General features: G+C 69.0%; 20 protein-coding genes. 11 read left to right on the top strand and 9 right to left on the bottom strand.

Annotated elements, in window-relative coordinates; all coding sequences use genetic code 11:
* Window positions 1-178: 178 nt before the first annotated feature.
* The 5 genes from ACWPQI_RS03415 (at window position 179) to ACWPQI_RS03395 (ending at window position 4,846) form a co-directional block, all read left to right on the top strand.
* Window positions 179-1,609: a DUF1254 domain-containing protein gene (locus ACWPQI_RS03415; RefSeq protein WP_225222882.1), complete on the top strand. Its 1,431-nt coding sequence runs from the start codon at window positions 179-181 to the stop codon at window positions 1,607-1,609.
* A 210-nt stretch (window positions 1,610-1,819) separates the two neighbouring features.
* Window positions 1,820-2,695: an aldo/keto reductase gene (locus tag ACWPQI_RS03410; RefSeq protein WP_010594493.1), complete on the top strand. Its 876-nt coding sequence runs from the start codon at window positions 1,820-1,822 to the stop codon at window positions 2,693-2,695.
* Window positions 2,696-2,896: 201 nt separating this feature from the next.
* Window positions 2,897-3,613: an acetoacetate decarboxylase family protein gene (locus ACWPQI_RS03405; RefSeq protein WP_010594494.1), complete on the top strand. Its 717-nt coding sequence runs from the start codon at window positions 2,897-2,899 to the stop codon at window positions 3,611-3,613.
* 76 nt (window positions 3,614-3,689) lie between these two features.
* A complete protein-coding gene (locus ACWPQI_RS03400; protein ID WP_010594495.1) occupies window positions 3,690-4,349 on the top strand; it encodes a PRC-barrel domain-containing protein in 660 nt (219 codons plus the stop codon).
* Complete coding sequence (locus ACWPQI_RS03395) at window positions 4,346-4,846, top strand: DUF4190 domain-containing protein (RefSeq protein WP_010594496.1); 501 nt, start codon at window positions 4,346-4,348, stop codon at window positions 4,844-4,846. The genes ACWPQI_RS03400 and ACWPQI_RS03395 overlap by 4 nt, the downstream gene beginning before the upstream one ends.
* A 27-nt stretch (window positions 4,847-4,873) precedes the next feature.
* On the opposite strand, the gene hsaB is transcribed toward ACWPQI_RS03395, so the two are convergent.
* Genes hsaB through hsaA form a run of 4 tightly spaced genes read right to left on the bottom strand, consistent with a single transcriptional unit; the run spans window position 4,874 to window position 8,421 of the window.
* The gene (hsaB, locus tag ACWPQI_RS03390) at window positions 4,874-5,449 is read right to left on the bottom strand and encodes a 3-hydroxy-9,10-secoandrosta-1,3,5(10)-triene-9,17-dione monooxygenase reductase subunit (RefSeq protein WP_010594497.1); all 576 of its coding nucleotides are present in this window, start codon (window positions 5,447-5,449) and stop codon (window positions 4,874-4,876) included.
* The gene (gene hsaC, locus ACWPQI_RS03385; protein ID WP_010594498.1) at window positions 5,446-6,348 is read right to left on the bottom strand and encodes an iron-dependent extradiol dioxygenase HsaC; all 903 of its coding nucleotides are present in this window, start codon (window positions 6,346-6,348) and stop codon (window positions 5,446-5,448) included. The genes hsaB and hsaC overlap by 4 nt, the downstream gene beginning before the upstream one ends.
* Window position 6,349: 1 nt before the next feature.
* Complete coding sequence (gene hsaD, locus ACWPQI_RS03380; RefSeq protein ID WP_010594499.1) at window positions 6,350-7,234, bottom strand: 4,5:9,10-diseco-3-hydroxy-5,9,17-trioxoandrosta-1(10),2-diene-4-oate hydrolase; 885 nt, start codon at window positions 7,232-7,234, stop codon at window positions 6,350-6,352.
* 11 nt (window positions 7,235-7,245) lie between these two features.
* Window positions 7,246-8,421: a 3-hydroxy-9,10-secoandrosta-1,3,5(10)-triene-9,17-dione monooxygenase oxygenase subunit gene (gene hsaA / locus ACWPQI_RS03375; protein ID WP_010594500.1), complete on the bottom strand. Its 1,176-nt coding sequence runs from the start codon at window positions 8,419-8,421 to the stop codon at window positions 7,246-7,248.
* A gap of 190 nt (window positions 8,422-8,611) precedes the next feature.
* Here hsaA and ACWPQI_RS03370 point away from each other — a divergent pair, with 190 nt between their 5' ends.
* From ACWPQI_RS03370 to ACWPQI_RS03355, 4 genes are all read left to right on the top strand, one after another.
* Window positions 8,612-9,754, top strand: a complete 1,143-nt coding sequence (locus tag ACWPQI_RS03370) for a 3-ketosteroid-9-alpha-monooxygenase, oxygenase component (RefSeq protein WP_040273845.1) — start codon at window positions 8,612-8,614, stop codon at window positions 9,752-9,754.
* Between the two features lie 2 nt (window positions 9,755-9,756).
* Window positions 9,757-10,095 carry a hypothetical protein gene (locus ACWPQI_RS03365; RefSeq protein WP_010594502.1) on the top strand — a complete coding sequence of 113 codons (339 nt, stop codon included), beginning with the start codon at window positions 9,757-9,759 and terminating at the stop codon, window positions 10,093-10,095.
* 28 nt (window positions 10,096-10,123) lie between these two features.
* Window positions 10,124-10,327, top strand: a complete 204-nt coding sequence (locus tag ACWPQI_RS03360) for a zinc-ribbon domain-containing protein (protein ID WP_010594503.1) — start codon at window positions 10,124-10,126, stop codon at window positions 10,325-10,327.
* Window positions 10,328-11,012: 685 nt separating this feature from the next.
* Window positions 11,013-11,657, top strand: a complete 645-nt coding sequence (locus ACWPQI_RS03355; protein WP_010594504.1) for a dihydrofolate reductase family protein — start codon at window positions 11,013-11,015, stop codon at window positions 11,655-11,657.
* A 138-nt stretch (window positions 11,658-11,795) separates the two neighbouring features.
* On the opposite strand, the gene ACWPQI_RS03350 is transcribed toward ACWPQI_RS03355, so the two are convergent.
* On the bottom strand, window positions 11,796-13,304 hold the full coding sequence (locus tag ACWPQI_RS03350) for a protein adenylyltransferase SelO (RefSeq protein ID WP_017680961.1): 1,509 nt from the start codon (window positions 13,302-13,304) through the stop codon (window positions 11,796-11,798).
* 276 nt (window positions 13,305-13,580) lie between these two features.
* Window positions 13,581-13,976, bottom strand: coding sequence for a DUF6223 family protein (locus ACWPQI_RS03345; RefSeq protein WP_017680960.1), 396 nt, complete (start codon window positions 13,974-13,976; stop codon window positions 13,581-13,583).
* Between the two features lie 219 nt (window positions 13,977-14,195).
* On the opposite strand from ACWPQI_RS03345, the gene ACWPQI_RS03340 reads away from it, so the two are divergent.
* Both ACWPQI_RS03340 and ACWPQI_RS03335 read left to right on the top strand, forming a co-directional pair.
* Window positions 14,196-15,437: a sensor histidine kinase gene (locus ACWPQI_RS03340; RefSeq protein ID WP_010594507.1), complete on the top strand. Its 1,242-nt coding sequence runs from the start codon at window positions 14,196-14,198 to the stop codon at window positions 15,435-15,437.
* On the top strand, window positions 15,434-16,120 hold the full coding sequence (locus ACWPQI_RS03335) for a response regulator transcription factor (RefSeq protein WP_010594508.1): 687 nt from the start codon (window positions 15,434-15,436) through the stop codon (window positions 16,118-16,120). Before ACWPQI_RS03340 ends, ACWPQI_RS03335 begins: the two co-directional genes overlap by 4 nt.
* A gap of 136 nt (window positions 16,121-16,256) precedes the next feature.
* Here ACWPQI_RS03335 and dmpG read toward each other — a convergent pair whose 3' ends face one another.
* From dmpG to ACWPQI_RS03320, 3 genes are read right to left on the bottom strand one after another with little or no spacing between them, the layout of a single operon-like run.
* A complete protein-coding gene (dmpG, locus tag ACWPQI_RS03330; protein WP_043823572.1) occupies window positions 16,257-17,315 on the bottom strand; it encodes a 4-hydroxy-2-oxovalerate aldolase in 1,059 nt (352 codons plus the stop codon).
* Between the two features lie 5 nt (window positions 17,316-17,320).
* Window positions 17,321-18,250: an acetaldehyde dehydrogenase (acetylating) gene (locus ACWPQI_RS03325; RefSeq protein WP_010594510.1), complete on the bottom strand. Its 930-nt coding sequence runs from the start codon at window positions 18,248-18,250 to the stop codon at window positions 17,321-17,323.
* Between the two features lie 29 nt (window positions 18,251-18,279).
* On the bottom strand, window positions 18,280-19,065 hold the full coding sequence (locus ACWPQI_RS03320) for a 2-keto-4-pentenoate hydratase (protein WP_026138161.1): 786 nt from the start codon (window positions 19,063-19,065) through the stop codon (window positions 18,280-18,282).
* Window positions 19,066-19,122 lie beyond the last annotated feature (57 nt).

Raw genomic sequence — 19,122 nt, 5'->3', positions numbered from 1 at the left:
CCCACGCCTCCCCGCCCCGGGCCCGGGCAAGCAACCTTGCCGGATCGAGTGCGGTGCCCTTATCTTCAGAGAGGACGCAGCAGCTGCCAACTGCCCGGCCTGTTCCTCGGGTGACCCTCGACAGACGTCGCGCACCATGGCGTCCCGCTCCCGAGCGCCGGCCGGGGAAGGAGGGGTCATGCCGGCTCGGTCTTCCGGCGGGAGCTCTGACGAGGCCCGCCGCGCGGTGGGGATCCCCGATGTCGTCGAGACGGACCTGGGGACATTCCGATTCGACGACGGTGTCCCGGACCTGGACACGATGGCGTTGTGCTGGGATCGCCTCGACCTGCTGCGCGGCGTCGACGTGTTCCTGAACGCGGTTCCCGGCGCGTCGCTCGCGGCCGCACGTGCCGCGTTCCCGTCGCTGGGAATCCACACGTCGCGGGACATGGCCGTGTGCGCGCGCATGGATTCGGTGCCCTACCTCCTGACAGCCAACACCGAGACGACCTATGGGTTCACCTTGCTCGACCTGCGGGCCGACGGGCCGACGGTGGTCGAGTGCCCGCCGATGTCACTCGACGTGGTCGACGACTTCTGGTTCCGGTACGTGGCCGACCTGGGCAATGCCGGGCCCGACAGGGGGCAGGGCGGGAAGTACCTGTTCCTGCCGCCGGGCTACGAGGGCGAGGTCCCCGAGGGCTACTTCACCTTCCGCTCGCGCACGTTCACCAACTTCCTGTTCGCCCGCAACCTCGGCGGGCTCGATGTCATCGAGCAGACCCGTATCTATCCGCTCGACCAGGCCGGTGACCCGCCGGAGATGCGGTTCGTGAAAGCAGACGGCGTGCCGTACAACACCGTCCACTCGAACGACTTCTCGTTCTACGAAGAGGTCGACCAGATCGTCCAGGAAGAACCGGTCGACGCACTCGATCCCGAGCTTGCCGGTCAGCTGGCGGCGATCGGCATCGTCAAGGGCCGGCCGTTCGCTCCCGATCAGCGGATGCGCGCAATCCTGTCTCAGGCGGCGCCGATCGGTGCGGCGATTGCGCGCACTCTCGCGTACCGGCCACGTGACCCGCAGTCCTACATCTACGGCCGGGACGTGTCGTCGTGGAAGACGGCCTTCGTGGGCGGAAGCTCCGAGTTCCTGCACGACGGTGTTCGTCTCCTGGATGCCCGTACGCTGTTCCACTACGTCGCCACCGTCGTCACGCCGGCGATGGCGACGCCGACGGTGGGAGTGGGCTCGCAGTACGCCTACACCGCCGAGGACTCCGAGGGACAGTGGCTGGACGGGGGCCGCACCTACCGGGTGCACCTGCCCGCAGGCATTCCCGCCAAGGACTTCTGGTCGCTGTGCGTCTACGACTGCCAGTCCCGCTCCCTGCTGCAGACCGACAACCCGTACCCGTCACTCAACAGCAACACCGGGACGGTCGCAGCCGACGAAGACTGCTCCGTGGACGTCTACTTCGGACCCGCATCACCGGCGGGCCGGGAGTCGAACTGGATCCAGACGGTCCCGGACAAGTCCTGGTTCCTGCTCCTGCGCCTCTACGGACCACTCCAGGCATGGTTCGATCGGACCTGGCGACCCAGTGAGATCGAACCCCTCGCCTGACCGAGACGCGGGGGGCGGTCTCGGCGCAGGAAGACTGCTCGCGTGATCGCACCTCCTGGCCCCGCTGGAGCGGCGATCGGACTTCGAGCGTGCTCGTCCGGTGGCGTTTCCCGACGGGGCACCGAACCACGATTCCGCAGTATCCCGCTGGGCGAGTGAGCGACGGACTCGAGCGCGGCAGGACACCTTCGGACTCGTTAGCCTGGGACGATGAGCACTCCCGTCATCACGCTGAATTCCGGTACCACCATCCCGCAGCTCGGCCTGGGAGTCTGGCAGGCCACCGACGAGCAGACCGAACACGCCGTGCGCTACGCCCTCGACGAGGCGGGCTACCGGCACATCGACACCGCCGCCGCGTACGGCAACGAGGAGGGTGTCGGACGCGGGATCGCGTCGGCGTCCGTCCCGCGGGAGGACGTCTTTCTCACCACGAAGTTGTGGAACTCCGACCAGGGCTACGATCGGGCGTCGAAGGCGTTCGACGAGAGTCTGCGCCGCCTCGGCACCGACTACGTCGACCTGTACCTGATCCACTGGCCGCTGCAGGACGACGACCGGCTGCTGCGCACGTGGGACGCGCTCGAGAAGATCGCCGAGTCCGGACGGGCCAAGGCGATCGGCGTGTGCAACTTCGAGCCGCACCACCTGCAGCTGCTCGTCCATCGCGGCGGCATGCTGCCCGCCGTCGACCAGGTGGAGCTGCACCCGCACCTTCCCCAGCAGGAGATCCGCGCCTTCGCGGCCGACCACGGGATCGCCGTCGAATCGTGGAGCCCGCTGGGCGGTACCAGCAACTCGGGCTGGGGCCGCGAGTCCAAGCCGAACACGCTCCTGGTGGATCCGATCATCACTCGCATCGCGGACCGGCACAGCAAGTCGGCTGCCCAGGTGCTGATTCGCTGGCACCTGCAGAACGGGTTGATCGTCATTCCGAAGTCCGTCCACGACGAGCGGATCACGCAGAACATCGACGTGTTCGACTTCGAGCTCGACGACCTCGATCTGAGCGAGATCGCGACCCTCGACGACGGCACGCGTGTCGGCATGCACCCGGACGAGATGAACCTCGGCGCACCGAGCTGACGGACCCACCCTGCACGGGCGGCCGCGCCCATCCGGCGCGGCTGCCCGCTCTGCTGCCCGCTCTTCGGACGCATTCGCCGACCACTCTTGCGCTCCCAGCACGGACCACGAATAGTAGAACACGTTCTCATCCGCAACCCGGCCGGCCACCGCCGGGTGCGCGATCGGTCCGCGCAGAAGGGGCAGGGCGTGACGACACACATGATCTCGGGCACCGCGATCGAGATGCCGGTGCGAGTCCGGACCGCGACGGCATTCACGGCGATGTACTCGGTGCCCGCCGCGCCGGCTCAGGCGCTGATCGACCACTCTGGACTCGAACTGCTGCACCCCCGCCCGGGTCGCGGAGTCTGCATCCTGGTGTTCGTGGACTACGTCGACGGTGATCTCGGACCCTACAACGAGTTCGGCGTGTGCTTCCTCGTTCGCGACCACCGCCGGCGCGGCGGCACCGCGCTGCGGGATCTGCGGGAACTCGTCCGCGGCGGCGCGGGTGCCCTCATCCACCGGCTCCCGGTGGACGGCGAGTTCACCCTGGCGGCGGGACGCGGGATCTGGGGATTCCCCAAGACTCTCGCCGACTTCGACGCCGACCACACCGGCGACGTCAAGCGCGCGTCGGTGCGCAGCGACGGGCAGCTGATCGCGGAACTGTCGGTCCGGCCGGGTTTCGCGGTTCCCGGCCGGGGCGCGGCCGCCTCCGTCACGGCCTACTCGCATCTGGGCGGCGTCACCCGGCGCACCGGATGGGCGATGCATCCCGCCGGCGTGCGCAGCCGCATCGGCGGCGCCGACCTGCGGCTGGGCACCCACCCCATCGCCGGTGAACTGCGCACCCTGGGTCTGCCCCGGCGCGCGCTGCTCACGTCGTCGATCTCCCGTCTGCAGATGACGTTCGGAGACGCCGAACCGATCTGACCCGACCGCCGGGTTTCGGCGCGCGCCGCAGTGGGCACCCACCGAGTCGAAGACACAATCGATCGGTGAGGTCACCATGATCAACAACAGCGACATCGATGCGCTCGTCGGCGCCACCGTCCACGGTCCCGGCGGCGACAAGCTCGGCAAGGTCGGCGAGGTCTATCTCGACAACCGGACCGGCAACCCTGCGTGGATCACCGTCGTCACCGGCCTGTTCGGCACCCGTCGGCACTTCGTGCCGATCGACGTCGCCGAGTTGGACGGTAAGGACGTCCGTCTGCCGTTCGACAAGGACACGGTGACCGGCGCCCCGAACATCGACGAGGACGGCCGTCTCACCCCCGAGGAGGAGACGCAGCTCTATCGGTACTACGACAGGGCGGATACCGATACCGACACCGGACGCGCGCCGGATAGCGACCGGACACCCGACACCGGTCGCGACACCGGCCGGACACCCGACACCGACCGACTGCGCGACGCCGATCGGACACCGTCCACCGGTGCGCCGGGTGTCGCGACCTCGGCGCCGCCGTCGGCACCGTCGCACGGCGGCGGCACCGGCGGGACACCGCAGCAGGGCACGCCACAGCACGGCACGCCACAGCAGCACGGCACGCCCTCGCCCGGTCCGCGGCTCCACAAGCGGGTCGTGACCACCGAGTACTACGTCGACGAGGGCGCCCCCGGCCAGCATCCCGGCCAGCATCCCGACCAGGAGGACCGACGATGATCGAACGCGAACCCGCCGGGGCCAGCGCCGCCGGCAGAGACCCGATTCCCAACCGCGACCGCGTTTCCGACCGCGACCGTGTAGTGGCGGACGACCGCGTCACCACCACCACCGCCGCCCCCTTCGAGGAGCGGGTGACGACGAAGCCCGCCAAGACGAGCGTCGCTGCCGCACTCGCACTCGCGGTCGGCACGGCCGCACTCGTGTGCGTGCTCTCGCTCGTCCTGTCGCCGGTGGGCCTCGTGCTGTCCATCATCGGCATCGTGCTCGGTATCGTCGGCCTACGCGCCGCCCGGCGCCTCGGCGTGACCGGACGGGGCGTTGCCATCGCGGGCATCGTCCTGAGCGTCGTCTCGCTCGTGCTGTCCATCGCGTACGTCGCGGGCGTCGTCACGGTGCTCAACAACGACCGCATGGTCGAGCAGCTCGAGCAGCAGCTCGATCGGGCCCGCGACCAGCTGCCCGACAGCATCGAGGTGCCGCAACCCGGCCAGTGACGGACCGATGCCTGCCGGAGCCGGCCCCTAGAGCCAGGTGTCCTCGGAGGTGCTCGTGAGAAACGCCTCGAGGTCGTCCCGCCAGGGGGCCGGCACCGTCTTGTCCGGCTCGATCCCGGTGTACTGGCCTCGATAGAACAGCAGCGGCCGTTCCTTCTCGTCCCGCACCTCGCTCAGCGACGACACCCGGCCGAACACCACCCAGTGGTCGCCCCCGTCGTGCACGGTCTCCACCGTGCAGTCGATGTGGGCGAGGGAGCCGGCGAGGATGGGCGAGCCGAGCGGCGACGGACGCCACTCGACACCGGCGAACTTGTCCGGCTCGCGGGATCCGAACCGCGCGCATGTGTCCCGCTGTTCCTCCGCGAGCACGTTGACGCAGAAGCGCCCGGAGCGTTCGATGGCGGTCCACGACCGCGACATTTTCGTCGGGCAGAACAGCACCAGGGGCGGGTCCAGCGACAGCGCCGCGAACGACTGGCAGGCGAATCCCACCGGCTCGCCGGCGTCGACTGTGGTGATGATCGTGACACCCGTACAGAACTGGCCGAGCACGGTGCGGAAGGTGCGAGGGTCGATCGTGACGTCGCCGGGTCCGGTCATGGCTGCAAGCCTACGCTGAAGTCGTGGCCCCACAGGCTGACGGCTGTGGACTCGCGGGCGATCCACTCCCGGTCCTCGACCTGCCTTCCCTCGCAGCCGAACTCGACGTCGAAACCGCCGGGGGTCTTCATGTAGAACGAGAGCATCAGATCGTTGACGTGCCGGCCCAGCGTCGCCGACATCTTGACCTTGCGGCGCAGGGCCCGGTCCAGGCACAGCCCGACGTCGTCGGAATTCTCCACCTCGATCATCAGGTGCACGATGCCACTCGGCGTGGGCATCGGAAGGAACGCCAGGCTGTGGTGCCGGGGATTGCATCCGAAGAAGCGGAGCCAGGCCGGTTTCCCGTCGGCCGGGCGGCCCACCATCTGCGGCGGCATGCGCATCGAGTCCCGCAACCGGAAGCCGAGGACGTCGCGGTAGAAGTGCAGCGCCTCCTCGTCGTCGCGGGTGGACAGGACGACGTGCCCGAGTCCCTGCTCTCCGGTGACGAACCGGTGCCCGTACGGACTCACGACGCGGCGGTGCTCGAGCGCGACCCCGTGGAACGCCTCGAGAGTATTGCCGGACGGGTCCTGGAACACGATGAGTTCGTCGACCCGGCGGTCGGCGAGTTGCTCGGCCGTGCCCTCCTTGAACGGCACTTCGGCGGCCGCGAGGTTGTCACGCACCTCCTGCAGCTCGGCGGCGTTCGCGGTCTCCCAGCCGGAGACGAGCAGCCGGTCGCTCTCGTGCGGCTCGATGACCAGCCGGGCCGGGAAATCGTCCATCCGGAGGTAGAGCGCCGCGGGATCGACGCCCTTGCCCTCGACCATGCCGAGCACCTTCAGACCGTATTCCCGCCAGGCGTCCATGTCGGTGGCGCCGATGCGCAGGTAGGCGAGGGATCGGATACCCATGTCAGTTGCTCCTGTCCGTCAGGAAGTCCGTTGTCAGGCGGTTGAACTCGTCGAACTTCTCGAGCTGAGCCCAGTGTCCGCAGCCACCGAAGACGTGCAGTTGCGCCCGCGGGATCATCTTGAGCGCGACGAGCGCGCCGTCGAGCGGGTTGACCCGGTCCTCGCGCCCCCAGATCAGCAGCACCCGCTGCCGGAGCTTGTAGGCGTCGCGCCAGAGCATGCCGAGCTCGAAGTCCGGACCGGAGAACGACTTCCCCATCGCGCGTGCGGCAGCGAGGGATTCCGAGGTGCTCGCGGCGGCGAACCGTTCGTCGACCAGCTCGTCGGTGATCAGCGACTGGTCGTAGACCATCACCCGGAGGAACGCCTCGAGCTTCTCCCGGGTGGGGCCCTCCGGCGGCGCCGCGAACCGGCCGAGGTTCTTCACGCCCTCGGTGGGGTCGGGGGCGAAGAGGTTGACGCTCAATCCGCCCGGCCCCATGAGCACGAGCCGTCCGGCGCGGTCCGGGAAGTCCAGCGCGAATCGCACTGCGGCGCCGCCGCCGAGCGAGTTGCCGAGCAGGTGCACGCGCCCCTCGAGCCCGAGGTGGTCGAGCAGGTCCTTCAGCGCGGTGGCGCTGTGCACGAAGTACTGCGGGTGTTCGGTGGGCTTGTCGGACCTGCCGTAGCCGGGCTGGTCGACACACAGGACGTGGAAATGCTCGGCCAGCACGGGGATGTTGCGGGCGAAGTTGGACCAGCCGGAGGCGCCCGGCCCGCCGCCGTGCAGCAGGACGATCGTGGTGTCGTTGCCGACCCCCGCCTCGTGGTAGTGCAACCGCAGGTCGTCCCGCACCTGCGCGAACCGGGACGTGGACTCGTAGGTGATCTCTTCCGTCGCAGTCAATTCGATATCCCCTACACCATCGTGTCGGTGATCGGCAGGCCGAACTCGCCGGCGCCGAACATCACGTAGGCGCGTTCGGCGTCGTTGGCGGCGTGGACCCGCCCGGCGTGGGCGTCGCGCCAGAACCGCTGGATCGGCGTGCCGTTGGCGAGGGCGGTGGCGCCGGAGTTCTCGAACAGCAGGTCGATGGAGGCGATGGCGCGGCCCGTCGCCCGGACCTGGTCGCGACGGGCACGCAACCGCAGGTCCATCGGGACCTCCTCGCCGGCGACGAGGTGCGCGTACTCCTCGGCGACGTTGCCCGACAGCTGACGCCACGCGGCGTCGATGTCGCTGGACGCCTCCGCGATCCGGACCTTGGAGAACGGATCGTCCTTGGCCTTCTCCCCCGCGTACGCGGCACGAACCCGCTTACCCTGATGGTCGACGTGGGCCCGGTACGCGCCGAAGGCCATGCCGACGATCGGCGTCGAGATCGTCGTGGGATGGATGGTGCCCCAAGGCATCTTGTAGACGGGTGCGGTGTTGCGCTCGAGCCCCGGCGCGGTGAGCTCGCTCATGGCGCGGAAGCTGAGGAAGCGGTGCCGCGGCACGAACACGTCCTGCACCACCACGGTGTTCGATCCGGTACCCCGGAGCCCGACGACGTTCCAGACGTCGTCGATCGCGTAGTCCGCGCGCGGGATCAGGAAGCTGCCGAAGTCGACGGGGCGGCCGTCCTTGATCACCGGGCCGCCCACGACGACCCAGGTGGCGTGGTCGCACCCGGAGGACCAGGCCCACGCACCGTTGACCTTGTATCCGCCGTCGACGACCTCGCCGGCGCCCATGGGGGCGTAGGACGAGGAGATGCGGACATCGGTGTCCTCGCCCCACACGTCTTCCTGGGCCTGCTGCGCGAACAGCGCCAGATGCCAGTTGTGGACACCGATGATGCCGGAGACCCAGCCGGTGGAGCCGCACGCGGCGGCGATGTTGCGGACCGCCGTGTAGAAGGTGACCGGATCGGCTTCGTACCCGCCCCACTGGCTCGGTTGGAGCAGTCGGAAGAAGCCGGTCTCCTGCAGCGCCTTGATCGAGTCGTCGGGGATGCGGCGAAGGTCTTCGGTCTCCTGTGCACGTTCCCGCAGGGCGGGCAGCAGCGCGTCGATCCGCTGCAGCACCTCGTGGCTCTCGTGGTCGCCCACTGGACGCTCCCGTCTGTTCCGGAATTGATCGCTTGATTCGAGACTAGAACACGTTCCCATTTGTGTCGAGACCGGAACCGCGTCCCAGGTCGACGGGCTTTCCGTGGGACGAAAGTCCTCGAACGCTTCCGGTACGCGCCAAAATTCTATAACGTGTTCTACCAAGCATCCGAAGGAAAGTGAGGGGACGATGGCACAGGTTCGCGAGATCGACGTCGGAGAGGTCCGCACGCGGTTCGCGCGGGGGTGGCACTGCCTCGGGCTGGCCCGGACGTTCAAGGACGGCAAGCCGCACGCAGTCGAGGCCTTCGGAACCAAACTCGTGGTCTGGGCCGACAGCGCGGGCGACCTGAAGATCCTCGACGCCTACTGCCGCCACATGGGCGGCGACCTGTCCCAGGGCGAGGTCAAGGGCGACTCCGTCGCCTGCCCCTTCCACGACTGGCGATGGGGAGGAAACGGCAAGTGCACCGACATCCCCTACGCCCGCCGTGTGCCACCGCTCGCCCGCACCCGCGCCTGGCTCGCGATGGAGAAGAACGGTCAGCTCTTCGTCTGGAACGACCCCGAAGGCAACAACCCGCCGCCGGAGGTCACGATCCCGGACATCGAGCAGTACGGGTCGGACGAATGGACCGACTGGACCTGGAACTCGATCCTCATCGAGGGCGCCAACTGCCGGGAGATCATCGACAACGTCGTGGACATGGCGCACTTCTACTACATCCACTACGCCTTCCCGACGTACTTCAAGAACGTCTTCGAGGGGCACGTCGCCGCGCAGTACCTCAACACCCGGGGCCGTCCCGACAAGGGCATGTCCACCCAGTACGGCATGGAGTCGCTGCTGAAGTCGTTCGCCGCGTACTACGGCCCGTCCTACATGATCAATCCGCTGACCAACAGCTACGGCGGCTACGAGGTCGAGTCGGTGCTGATCAACTGCCACTACCCCGTCACACACGACTCGTTCGTGCTGCAGTACGGCATCATCGTCAAGAAGCCGACGGGCATGCCCGAGGAGGCGTCGAACAAGCTGGCCGCGAAGCTGACCGAAGGCATCGGCGAGGGCTTCCTGCAGGACGTCGAGATCTGGAAGAACAAGACCAAGATCGAGAATCCGTTGCTGTGCGAGGAGGACGGCCCGGTCTACCAGCTGCGACGCTGGTACGAGCAGTTCTACGTCGACGTCGCCGACGTCACCGAGAAGATGACGCAGCGCTTCGAGTACGAGGTCGACACCACCAAGGCCAACGAGGCATGGCAGGCGGAGGTCGCCGAGAACCTCGCGCGGCAGAAGGCCGACCAGGGCAAGCAGGAAGCGGAGGTCTGACGATGGATCCCTCGACCCGGGCGCGCAGCTGGGCGAAGGCCCCGGACTTCGCCGGCCAGCCCGCCCGGGTCGAAGCGGTCCGCGCCCAGACCGCCATCGACAAGATCAACTATCTCGATTCGGGCCTGCACGAGGTGCAGTGCCGCGAGTGCGGCACCTGTGTCCTGGTGCGCAAGAACAGCTTCGACCACACGACCGTGCAATGGCGCGAGGACCCCGCGGCGGTGTGCCCGAATTTCCGGGGCTCCGAGGTCCCGGGCGCCCTGCGCGACGGCTGCCCGCAGCTGCGCGCCAGCATCGAGCAGGCCGTACTCGACGGCCGGATCACGATTCCGGACTGACAGCGCCACGCCGCACTATGCTGGCGTCGTGTTCCTCCTCTTCGGCTTCAGCACCAAGCGGCAACATCTCGGCTCCGGGCAGACCCGAACGTGCCCGAACTGCCACAACACCACACAGTGGGCACGGATCCGCGAATTCAACCAGTTCACGTTGTTCTTCGTCCCGGTCGCGCGATGGAAGCGCCGGCAGCTGGAGCAATGTGGCATCTGCGGCACCGCCGTCGAAGTCTGAGCGCCTTCATTCCGGGCGACCGTCACCGCCGGAGCGTCGGCGCACTCAGCCGATACCCGGATCGACGAGCGGAATCGAGCACCGGAGCTGTTCCGACAACTGCAACGCTGTGTGCTGCCAGACAAAAACAGTTGAGCAACATAGCTTTTCGTGTGCAGGTGAGACATTCCGTCACGGACGCCGCCTACCGGGCGTGCAACTGTTCCACAACTCCGCCCCCTCGACCGCCGGACCGGCCACCAGCGCGTCGGCGAGAATCCGGCCTCGGTCGCGCCGAGAGCGTGATCGTCGAATTTCCTCGTAGCGTCCTCGGCATCGCTCTTGCTTGTTGCGGCACCTCTTTCGACGAATCAGCCAGATCGTCCACCATTTCAGAACGCGACACCGTCATCGTCTTCCGCGAGTGCCGCAATACCGCTCGCATCGCACGAAACTCGGTACCGCACGAGCGGCCGTTCTCCGGTACGACCTGCGCGATCGATCGAGGCGAGGGAGAGATGTGCACCGCCCCTCGAGCCCGGACTGCCGGGCACCGCACGGACGCCACCGCAGGACCGGCCGGGACCGATGCACCGCGAGGTCGGTCGAAGAGCATGAAGTCAGATGCCGTCACAGCGATGAGTCCGCCGCCTCCCACGGGTCTACCTTTGCGACGGAGACACACCACTTCACCGGGAGCCGAGCCATGGGCCTGATCGACATCGAACTGTTCACCACCCTCGACCTCGTCGGACAGGCACCCGGCGGCCCCGACGAAGACCCGGAAGGATTCCCGTTCGGCGGGTGGCAGGCGCCCCTGCTCGACGAGGTCACCGGCGCGCAGATCGGGGCCGCCTACGACGGCACCGACGCCCTGCTGCTCGGCCGCCGGACCTACGACATCTTCGCCGCCTACTGGCCGCACCAGCACAGCGGCGAGGACCACGACATCGCCACACTGTTCAACAGCGTCCCGAAGTACGTGGCCTCCCGCGGCCGGCCCGACCTCTCCTGGTCCGGATCCACACAGCTCGGCCCCGATCTGGCCGGTGCGGTGCGCGAGATCCGGGACCGGCACGAGCACATCAAGGTCGTCGGGAGCCTGGACCTGGTCCAGACCCTGCTGCGCGAGAAACTCTTCGACCGGCTCGACCTGTGGGTGCACCCGATCGTGCTCGGCGTCGGGAAGAAGGTGTTCGACGCCGGCGCGGTGCCCACCAACCTCACTCTCCTCGCACCGCCGGTAGCCGGCCCGACGGGCACCGTGTACCTGCGCTACGCGCTCGCCGACGGCATACCCGGCACCGGGGACATGAGCGCCCCCGACCGCGGCGCCGGGAGGGACGGCTGAACCCGCCCCACCTGGGTCCGTGTGCTCGGCGGTGCCTCCGCCGGGTCTGCCGCCGTCGTTCCCCTCGGCGCATCACCGACGACGTAGCCCCCCCCCCGGGGACGAACACAGTCGTACCCGGCGGCGTGCACTCGGGCGTCAGGTGCCGCAGAAGGTTCGGAAGGTTGCGCTGAACGACGGCGGGGCAGGGGTGGTGTAGTCGGACCATTCGTCGCGACGATCGAACGGATGCGTGACGACGTCGAGCAGCTTCTCGAACGGGGCGAACTCTCCGTCGGTCGCGGCCCGCAACGCGGCATCGAGCTGATGATTGCGCGGGATGTACAGCGGGTTCACCCGGTCCATCGCGTCCGCGGTCGCCACCGCCTCGCGCCCCTGTGCGGTCAGTGCGCCGCGCCAGCGCTGCACCCAGGGCCCCATACGCTCGCGGGGAATCAGGGCATGCAACGGCGTCGAATGTCCCCGCAGTTCTTCCGCGAGCGCACGGAAGCTGCCCGTCCAGTCGGCGCCGTGCCCGGCCATCAGCCTCAGCAGGTCGTCGACGAGCGCACGGTCGAGGAGTGTGCCCGCCGCCCCGAGTTTGGCCGCCATCCCGGCCGCGTAGTGGCCCTCGTACCGCTCCTCGAAGGTGTCGAGGACTGCCGATACCGCGCCGATCGCGTTCTCCGGCGTCGTGTCGATCAGCGGCAGCAGTGTTTCCGCGAAGCGCGCCAGATTCCATTTCAGGACAGCCGGCTGGTTGCCGAACGCGTAGCGGCCGCTGTGATCGATCGAACTGAACACCGCCGCGGGGTCGAACGCATCGAGGAAGGCGCACGGACCGTAGTCGATGGTCTGTCCCGAAATGGTCGTGTTGTCGGTGTTCATCACCCCGTGCACGAAGCCGGTGAGCGTCCACTGCGCCACCAGTGCTGCCTGTGCCTCGACCACCGCCTCGAAGAATGCCAGGTAGCGACTGCCCTCCCCCGTGGCCGGCAGCTCGGCCACCTCCGGGTAGTGGCGGGCGATCGCGTAGTCGGCCAGCCGCTGCAGGACTCCCTCCTGTCGGGCCGCGAATTCGAAGGTCCCGACCCGCAGGTGACTGGCCGCGACCCGGGCGAGCACCGCACCGGGCTGTGCGCCGTCCCGGCGTACGCGGCGGCCCGTCGCGACCACCGACAGCGCGCGCGTCGTGGGAATACCGAGAGCGTGTATGGCCTCGCTGACCAGGTACTCGCGCAGCATCGGGCCGAGGACCGCGTAGCCGTCACCGCCCCGAGAGAACGGCGTGGGCCCCGAGCCCTTCAGGTGCAGATCCACCCGCCGACCGTCACTGCCCACCACTTCGCCGAGCAGCAACGCCCGGCCGTCCCCGAGCAGCGGCGCGTACCCACCGAACTGATGGCCCGCATACGCCATCGCCACCGGCGTGGCCCCGGCCGGCGCCGTCGATCCGGACAACACCCCGACCCCGGCCTCGCTCCGCAGCACCTCCACGTCCCATCCCAGCGACACCGCGAGCCGCTCGTTGAGCGCCAGCAACTTCGGGTCGGGAACATGAACACCCTGCCACGGCACGGCCAGAGCACCCAGCTCGTCGGCAAAAGTGCTTTCGAAGCCGGCCACCGCCGAGTTCGTGCTCACCGTGGACTCCGGGAATGCAGCCATCAGTCGAGGGTAACCACACCCAACCCTGTCCCGCCGCTCACGACCGGGAACACACCCGGCCGCCCGGTGCCCGACGTCGCCGGACCACGAGGCCCCACCGCACTCGCCTGCAAGGGCTCGTCACCCCGCGGGGGCGGCGCCGGTCGGCATGGCCCACCGCGTGAGCAGCGGGCCTGCGAGCCGAGGGGTGCGCCGCGAGCGCAGACGGGGGGCTGCCGGTCGGGGGCGGCGCCGGGTCACTGCGCAGCACCCCGCGCCGGCGGACCGGTCGGGCGCTCACGACGCGGGCGCGGGACCGGAGCCATGTCCGGAGCGGCGACGAGCGCGAGCCAGAGCGAGCCCGCCGAGGACCGTGCCGGTCAGTCCCAGCGCCACGGCGACGACGGCGCCGGCGAGCCCGTTGCCGGTGCCGAGGCCCCCGGCGGCGTTGACCCCGTGTACTCCACCGGCGATCACGCTGAGCGGCCCCAGCACCACGGCCACGATCGTCCGGGCTGGTCCGGTGCCGGGCCGGCGGGATCGGGCCAGGGCCAGCCCCCCGGCGACGGCGCTGATCAACCCCAGTACGGCTGCCGCTGTGGGCACGGCTCGTCCGACGCCGAGTTCGTAGCCGGCAGCGAGAACGACGACCTGTGTCGTCGCCGGTGCGGCAAGCAAGTCGAGGACAGGCATTGCGGATCCTTTCGGTCGAACGACGGCTACCGGAGGCCTCCGTCGCTGAGCGGACGCACTCGATCGTCGTGTCTCGGCAAACGCGGTGTCCTCGGGCGGCGGGCGGCAGCGGATACGGAGTTCGACGTAGGTCGCTCACCCGCAACCACGCTCCTCGACGTAGGCGGTTGCGCAGTTCGGGGGAGTTGTCATCCCGGCCCGGAGCCATATGATCGCGCCATGCAGGAGCGCGTCACGTTGTTCCGCCCGCCCGCCTGGGCGCAGGATGTGCTCCTGGCGGTGTTCATCACGGTGATGCAGGTCCAGGGCACGGTCGTCCGCAACGGCGGGGAACCGGAGGCCGTGCTGCGCCCGCTGTCCGACCTCGGGAATCTCGGCTACCTCCTCTTGGTCACCGGCGGCGCGGTCCTGGTCTGGCGCCGCCGCCGTCCCGTCGCAGTGTTCGTCGTGACCGCGCTCGCGAGCATGGTGTACTACGCGCTCGATTTCCCGGACGGTCCCACATGGCTGGGCCTGTTCGTGGCCCTCTACACCCTCACCGCCCGCGGCGACGGACGTCGCTCGCTGGTGGTGGCCGGGGTCGGCATTGCAGCACTGTCCGCGGTGTGGCTGCTCGCCGCGGCCGACATCGAGCCCCCCGCCGCGGTCGGCTGGGTGTACTTCCGGATCGGCGCCGCGGGCATGAGTGCCGCCCTCGGGGAGAGCGTCCGCTCGAGGAGAGTCATTGCGGAGGAAGCGCTCGAGCGCGCCGAACTGGCAGAACGCTCTCGTGAGGACGAAGCACGCGCCCGGGTCGACGAGGAACGGCTCAGGATCGCACGCGAGGTCCACGACACCGTCGCGCACGCCATCGCCGTCATCAACGTGCAATCCGGGGTCACCGCGCACGTGCTGGACAAGCGACCCGAACAAGCACGCCGGACGCTCGAGGCCATCGAGCAGACCAGTTCCCGGGCACTGCAGGAGATGCGGGCCATCCTCGGAGTCCTTCGCGACGACCGCGACGACCGCCTCCCGCCGCCGGGCCTCGCGCAGGTCGGCGAACTCACCGCCAGGGCGCGCGACGCCGGGCTCGACGTCGAGTTGGAGACGATCTCACCCCCGCCGCCCGTACCCGGCGCGGTCGGCAGCGCCGTGTACCGGATCCTGCAGGAGTCGATCACCAATGTGATTCGCCACGTCGGCCCGACCCGGGTCGCGGTCGTACTCGACTACGGCCCCGACGCCGTGGAAGTCCGCGTGACGAACGACGGCCCGCGCATCGGTGGGGACACCGAGGAAGCAGCCGACCGTGCCGACGGTGGGTTCGCCGGCACGGGCACACGCGGACACGGGATCGTGGGAATGCGCGAGCGTTGCCAGCTCCTGGGCGGAGACTTCGACGCCGGTCCGCTCCCGGGCGGTGGCTTCGCCGTCACCGCCCGGCTGCCCTTGGCCCCGACCGGAACGGTGAACGCATGAACCCGGGCGCCTCCGGCCCCGACGCCCCCATCAAGGTCCTGCTCGTAGACGACGAGCATCTCGTGCGGTCCGGTTTCAGGATCCTGCTCGAGGTCGAGGACGGCATCACGGTGGTCGGGGAAGCCGCAACCGGCGCCGAGGCCGTGGAGCAGGCCCGCGCCGTGCGCCCGGACGTCGTCCTCATGGATATCCGGATGCCGAAGATGGACGGCATCGAGGCCACCCGGCAGATCACCACCACCCCCGGGCTCCAGCACGTACGCATCCTCATCCTGACCACCTACGACACCGACGCCTACGTCTTCGAAGGCTTGCAGGCCGGCGCCAGCGGCTTCCTGCTCAAGGACGCCGGCCCCGCCGAGCTCCTGCACGGTATCCGCGTGATCGCCGCCGGAGAGGCTCTGCTCGCACCGCGCATCACGCGCCGACTCATCGCCCAGTTCACCGCACAGCGCACCGCCGACAAGGCCGCCGATCGTCGGCTCGAGGTTCTCACCGACCGGGAACGTGAGGTCCTGACGCTCGTAGGTATGGGCATGAGCAACAAGGAGATCGGCGCCGAACTCTGCCTCAGCCCGGCCACCGCCCGTACCCACGTCAGCCATGCCATGGTGAAACTCGGGGCTCGCGACCGCGCGCAACTGGTCGTCATCGCCTACCGAACAGGACTCGTGAAGCCGTGAGCGATCCCCCGCCTGTGAGCGCAGCGACGCGCCCCCGGGGGGCCGAATGTCACATCGCGTCGATCGGATCGACGCGATGTGACATTCGGTCGGGCAGGCGGGCGGGGGGTCGGTCGGGGGTCGGGCAGGCGGTCGGTCAGGCGGACTGCTGCTCGCGCTGGAGTTCGAGGGCGATGTCGATCAACTGGTCCTCCTGGCCACCGATGAGCTTGCGCTTGCCCGCCCGCACCAGCAGTTCCGCGGCGGAGACCCCGTACCGCTCGGCCTGGCGCTCGGCGTGGCGCAGGAAGCTCGAGTACACCCCGGCGTAGCCCATCATCAGGGCCTGACGGTCGAGGAGGCATTCGGCGGGCATCACCGGGCGCACGACGTCCTCCGCGGCGTCGGCGATCGCGAAGAAGTCGATGCCGGTCTTGATCCCCACCTTGTCGCACACCCCGACGAACGCCTCGACCGGGGTGTTGCCGGCACCCGCGCCGAACCGGCGGGCCGACCCGTCGATCTGCCTGGCACCCGCGCGGACCGCGGCGATCGAATTCGCCACGCCCAGGCCGAGATTCTCATGTCCGTGGAATCCGACCTGTGCGTCGGAGCCGAGTTCGGCGACGAGCGCCTCGACGCGCTCGGTGACCTGTTCGAGGACGAGCGCGCCGGCCGAGTCCACGACGTACACGCACTGGCAGCCGGCGTCGGCCATGATGCGGGCCTGCTCGGCGAGCTTCTCCGGGGTGACGGTGTGCGCCATCATCAGGAAGCCCACGGTCTCGAGTCCGCGCTCGCGGGCGAGCCCGAAGTGCTGGACGGACACGTCGGCCTCGGTGCAGTGCGTGGCGATGCGGCAGATCGAGGCGCCGTTGTCCTGCGCCTCGACGATGTCCTCCTTGATGCCGACGCCGGGGAGCATGAGGAACGCGATCTTCGCGTGCTGGGCGGTGTCGACGGCGATCTTGATCAGTTCCTGCTCGGGCACCTTCGAGAACCCGTAGTTGAACGACGAGCCCCCGAGACCGTCGCCGTGGGTGACCTCGATGACGGGGACGCCCGAGAGGTCGAGGGCGGCGACGACGGCACGCACCTCCTCCCGGTCGAACTGGTGACGCTTGTGGTGGGAGCCGTCGCGCAGCGACGTGTCGGTCACGCGGATGTCCCACGACGGTTCGAAGAAGATGTCGTCGCGGCGGTCGGTAGCGGTCATCGGATTCACGCCTTCACGGAGGTGTTCGAGGGGAGGGCGTCCGCCGAGAGGAGTGCGCGGGCGATCTCCTCGCCCACCTTGGTGGCGGCCGCGGTCATGATGTCGAGGTTGCCGGCGTACGGCGGCAGGAAGTCGCCGGCGCCCTCGACCTCGACGAAGGTGGTGACGGTGGCGTGCCCGCCGGACACGACGGTCGGATCGTCGAACTGCGGTTCGTTGAGCAGACGGTAGCCGGGCACGTACTGCTGCACGTCGGCGACGACGCGGTGGATGGATTCGGCGATCGCGTCCCGGTCGGCGTCCTCGGGGATGGCACAGAAGATGGTGTCGCGCATGATCATCGGCGGGTCCGCCGGATTGAGGACGATGATCGCCTTGCCTCTGCGGGCACCGCCGATGGTCTCGATGCCCCGGCTGGTGGTCTTGGTGAACTCGTCGATGTTGGCGCGGGTGCCCGGACCGGCGGATACCGACGCCACCGACGCCACGATCTCGGCGTAGGGCACGTCCACCACGCGGGAGACGGCGTGCACGATCGGGATGGTGGCCTGGCCGCCGCAGGTGATCATGTTGACGTTGGGCACGTCCAGGTGCGCACCGAGGTTCGCGGGCGGCACGACGGCCGGTCCGACGGCCGCGGGGGTGAGATCGATCGCCCGGATGCCGGCCGCCTCGTACCTCGGTGCGGCCTCCCGGTGCACGTATGCGGACGTCGCCTCGAACACCAGGTCCGGCTTCTCCGGCTGCGCGAGCAACCAGTCGATCCCCTCGGCCGACGTCTCCAGGCCGAGCGTGCGGGCGCGGGCGAGTCCCTCGCTCGCGGGGTCGATACCGATCATCCAGCGAGGCTCGAGCACATCCGAGCGTTGCAGCTTGTAGAGCAGGTCGGTGCTGATGTTGCCCGACCCGACGATTGCGACACGTGCCTTGGCCATGGTTTCTCCTTGCAGTCGGGACCGGGTGGTCACGAGAACGTGAGCGAGACGGAGCCCAGTCCCGCGAACTCGGCGTGGAACTCGTCGCCGGGGCGCGCATCGATCGCCCGCGTGCACGAACCGGGCAGGACGATGTCGCCCGCCTTCAGCCGCACCCCGAAACTGTCGACCTTGCGGGCGAGCCACGCGACCGCGGTGACGGGATTGCCGAGCACCGCGTCGCTGCGTCCCTCGGCGATCCGCTCGCCGTTGCGGGTGAGCACCGCGTCGATGCCCTTGATGTCGATATCGGACGGCGCGACCCGCTGCGTGCCGAGCACCCAGCCGGCAGACGAGGCATTGTCGGCGATGGTGTCCGCGAGGCCGATCTTCCAGTCCTTGATCCGGCTGTCGATCAGTTCGATGGACGGCGCGAACGCGACGGTGGCATCGAGGACGTCGTTCTCGGCGCAGTCCGCCCCGGGCAGGTCCTTGCCGAGCACGAAGGCCACCTCGACCTCCACCCGCGGAAAGCAGTATCGCGAGGTGTCGACGGGCCGGTCCTCGAAGACCTGCATGTCGTCGAGCAGATGACCGTAGTCGGGCTCGTCCACACCCATCATCTGCTGCATGGCCAGGGACGACAGCCCCACCTTGTGGCCGACCACGCGAGCACCGGCCGCGAGGCGACGCCGGATGTTGATCAGCTGGATCTCGTAGGCGTCGACGACGTCGATGTCGGGGTGCCGGGCCACGAGCGGGTCGACGGGGGTACGGTCGCGCTCGGCGGCCTCGAGCTCGTCCGCCAGCCGGGTGCGCAGTTGCGTCGGCAGCATTGCGGTTCCTTCCTGTTCACCGGCGACCGGCATGTTCTGCAACCTGTTTCCGTTCGA

The sequence above is a fragment of the Rhodococcus sp. LMD genome (assembly GCF_056108245.1).
This window is presented reverse-complemented; position numbering and strand designations above follow the sequence as displayed.

Excerpts from the sequence above, each read along its gene's own strand:
- ACWPQI_RS03415 (WP_225222882.1), top strand. The coding sequence starts at position 179 with ATGCCGGCTCGGTCTTCCGGCGGGAGCTCTGACGAGGCCCGCCGCGCG.
- ACWPQI_RS03410 (WP_010594493.1), top strand. The coding sequence starts at position 1,820 with ATGAGCACTCCCGTCATCACGCTGAATTCCGGTACCACCATCCCGCAG.
- ACWPQI_RS03405 (WP_010594494.1), top strand. The coding sequence starts at position 2,897 with ATGATCTCGGGCACCGCGATCGAGATGCCGGTGCGAGTCCGGACCGCG.
- ACWPQI_RS03400 (WP_010594495.1), top strand. The coding sequence starts at position 3,690 with ATGATCAACAACAGCGACATCGATGCGCTCGTCGGCGCCACCGTCCAC.
- ACWPQI_RS03395 (WP_010594496.1), top strand. The coding sequence starts at position 4,346 with ATGATCGAACGCGAACCCGCCGGGGCCAGCGCCGCCGGCAGAGACCCG.
- hsaB (WP_010594497.1), bottom strand. The coding sequence starts at position 5,449 with ATGACCGGACCCGGCGACGTCACGATCGACCCTCGCACCTTCCGCACC.
- hsaC (WP_010594498.1), bottom strand. The coding sequence starts at position 6,348 with ATGGGTATCCGATCCCTCGCCTACCTGCGCATCGGCGCCACCGACATG.
- ACWPQI_RS03370 (WP_040273845.1), top strand. The coding sequence starts at position 8,612 with ATGGCACAGGTTCGCGAGATCGACGTCGGAGAGGTCCGCACGCGGTTC.
- ACWPQI_RS03365 (WP_010594502.1), top strand. The coding sequence starts at position 9,757 with ATGGATCCCTCGACCCGGGCGCGCAGCTGGGCGAAGGCCCCGGACTTC.
- ACWPQI_RS03355 (WP_010594504.1), top strand. The coding sequence starts at position 11,013 with ATGGGCCTGATCGACATCGAACTGTTCACCACCCTCGACCTCGTCGGA.
- ACWPQI_RS03350 (WP_017680961.1), bottom strand. The coding sequence starts at position 13,304 with ATGGCTGCATTCCCGGAGTCCACGGTGAGCACGAACTCGGCGGTGGCC.
- ACWPQI_RS03345 (WP_017680960.1), bottom strand. The coding sequence starts at position 13,976 with ATGCCTGTCCTCGACTTGCTTGCCGCACCGGCGACGACACAGGTCGTC.
- ACWPQI_RS03340 (WP_010594507.1), top strand. The coding sequence starts at position 14,196 with ATGCAGGAGCGCGTCACGTTGTTCCGCCCGCCCGCCTGGGCGCAGGAT.
- ACWPQI_RS03335 (WP_010594508.1), top strand. The coding sequence starts at position 15,434 with ATGAACCCGGGCGCCTCCGGCCCCGACGCCCCCATCAAGGTCCTGCTC.
- dmpG (WP_043823572.1), bottom strand. The coding sequence starts at position 17,315 with ATGACCGCTACCGACCGCCGCGACGACATCTTCTTCGAACCGTCGTGG.
- ACWPQI_RS03325 (WP_010594510.1), bottom strand. The coding sequence starts at position 18,250 with ATGGCCAAGGCACGTGTCGCAATCGTCGGGTCGGGCAACATCAGCACC.
- ACWPQI_RS03320 (WP_026138161.1), bottom strand. The coding sequence starts at position 19,065 with ATGCTGCCGACGCAACTGCGCACCCGGCTGGCGGACGAGCTCGAGGCC.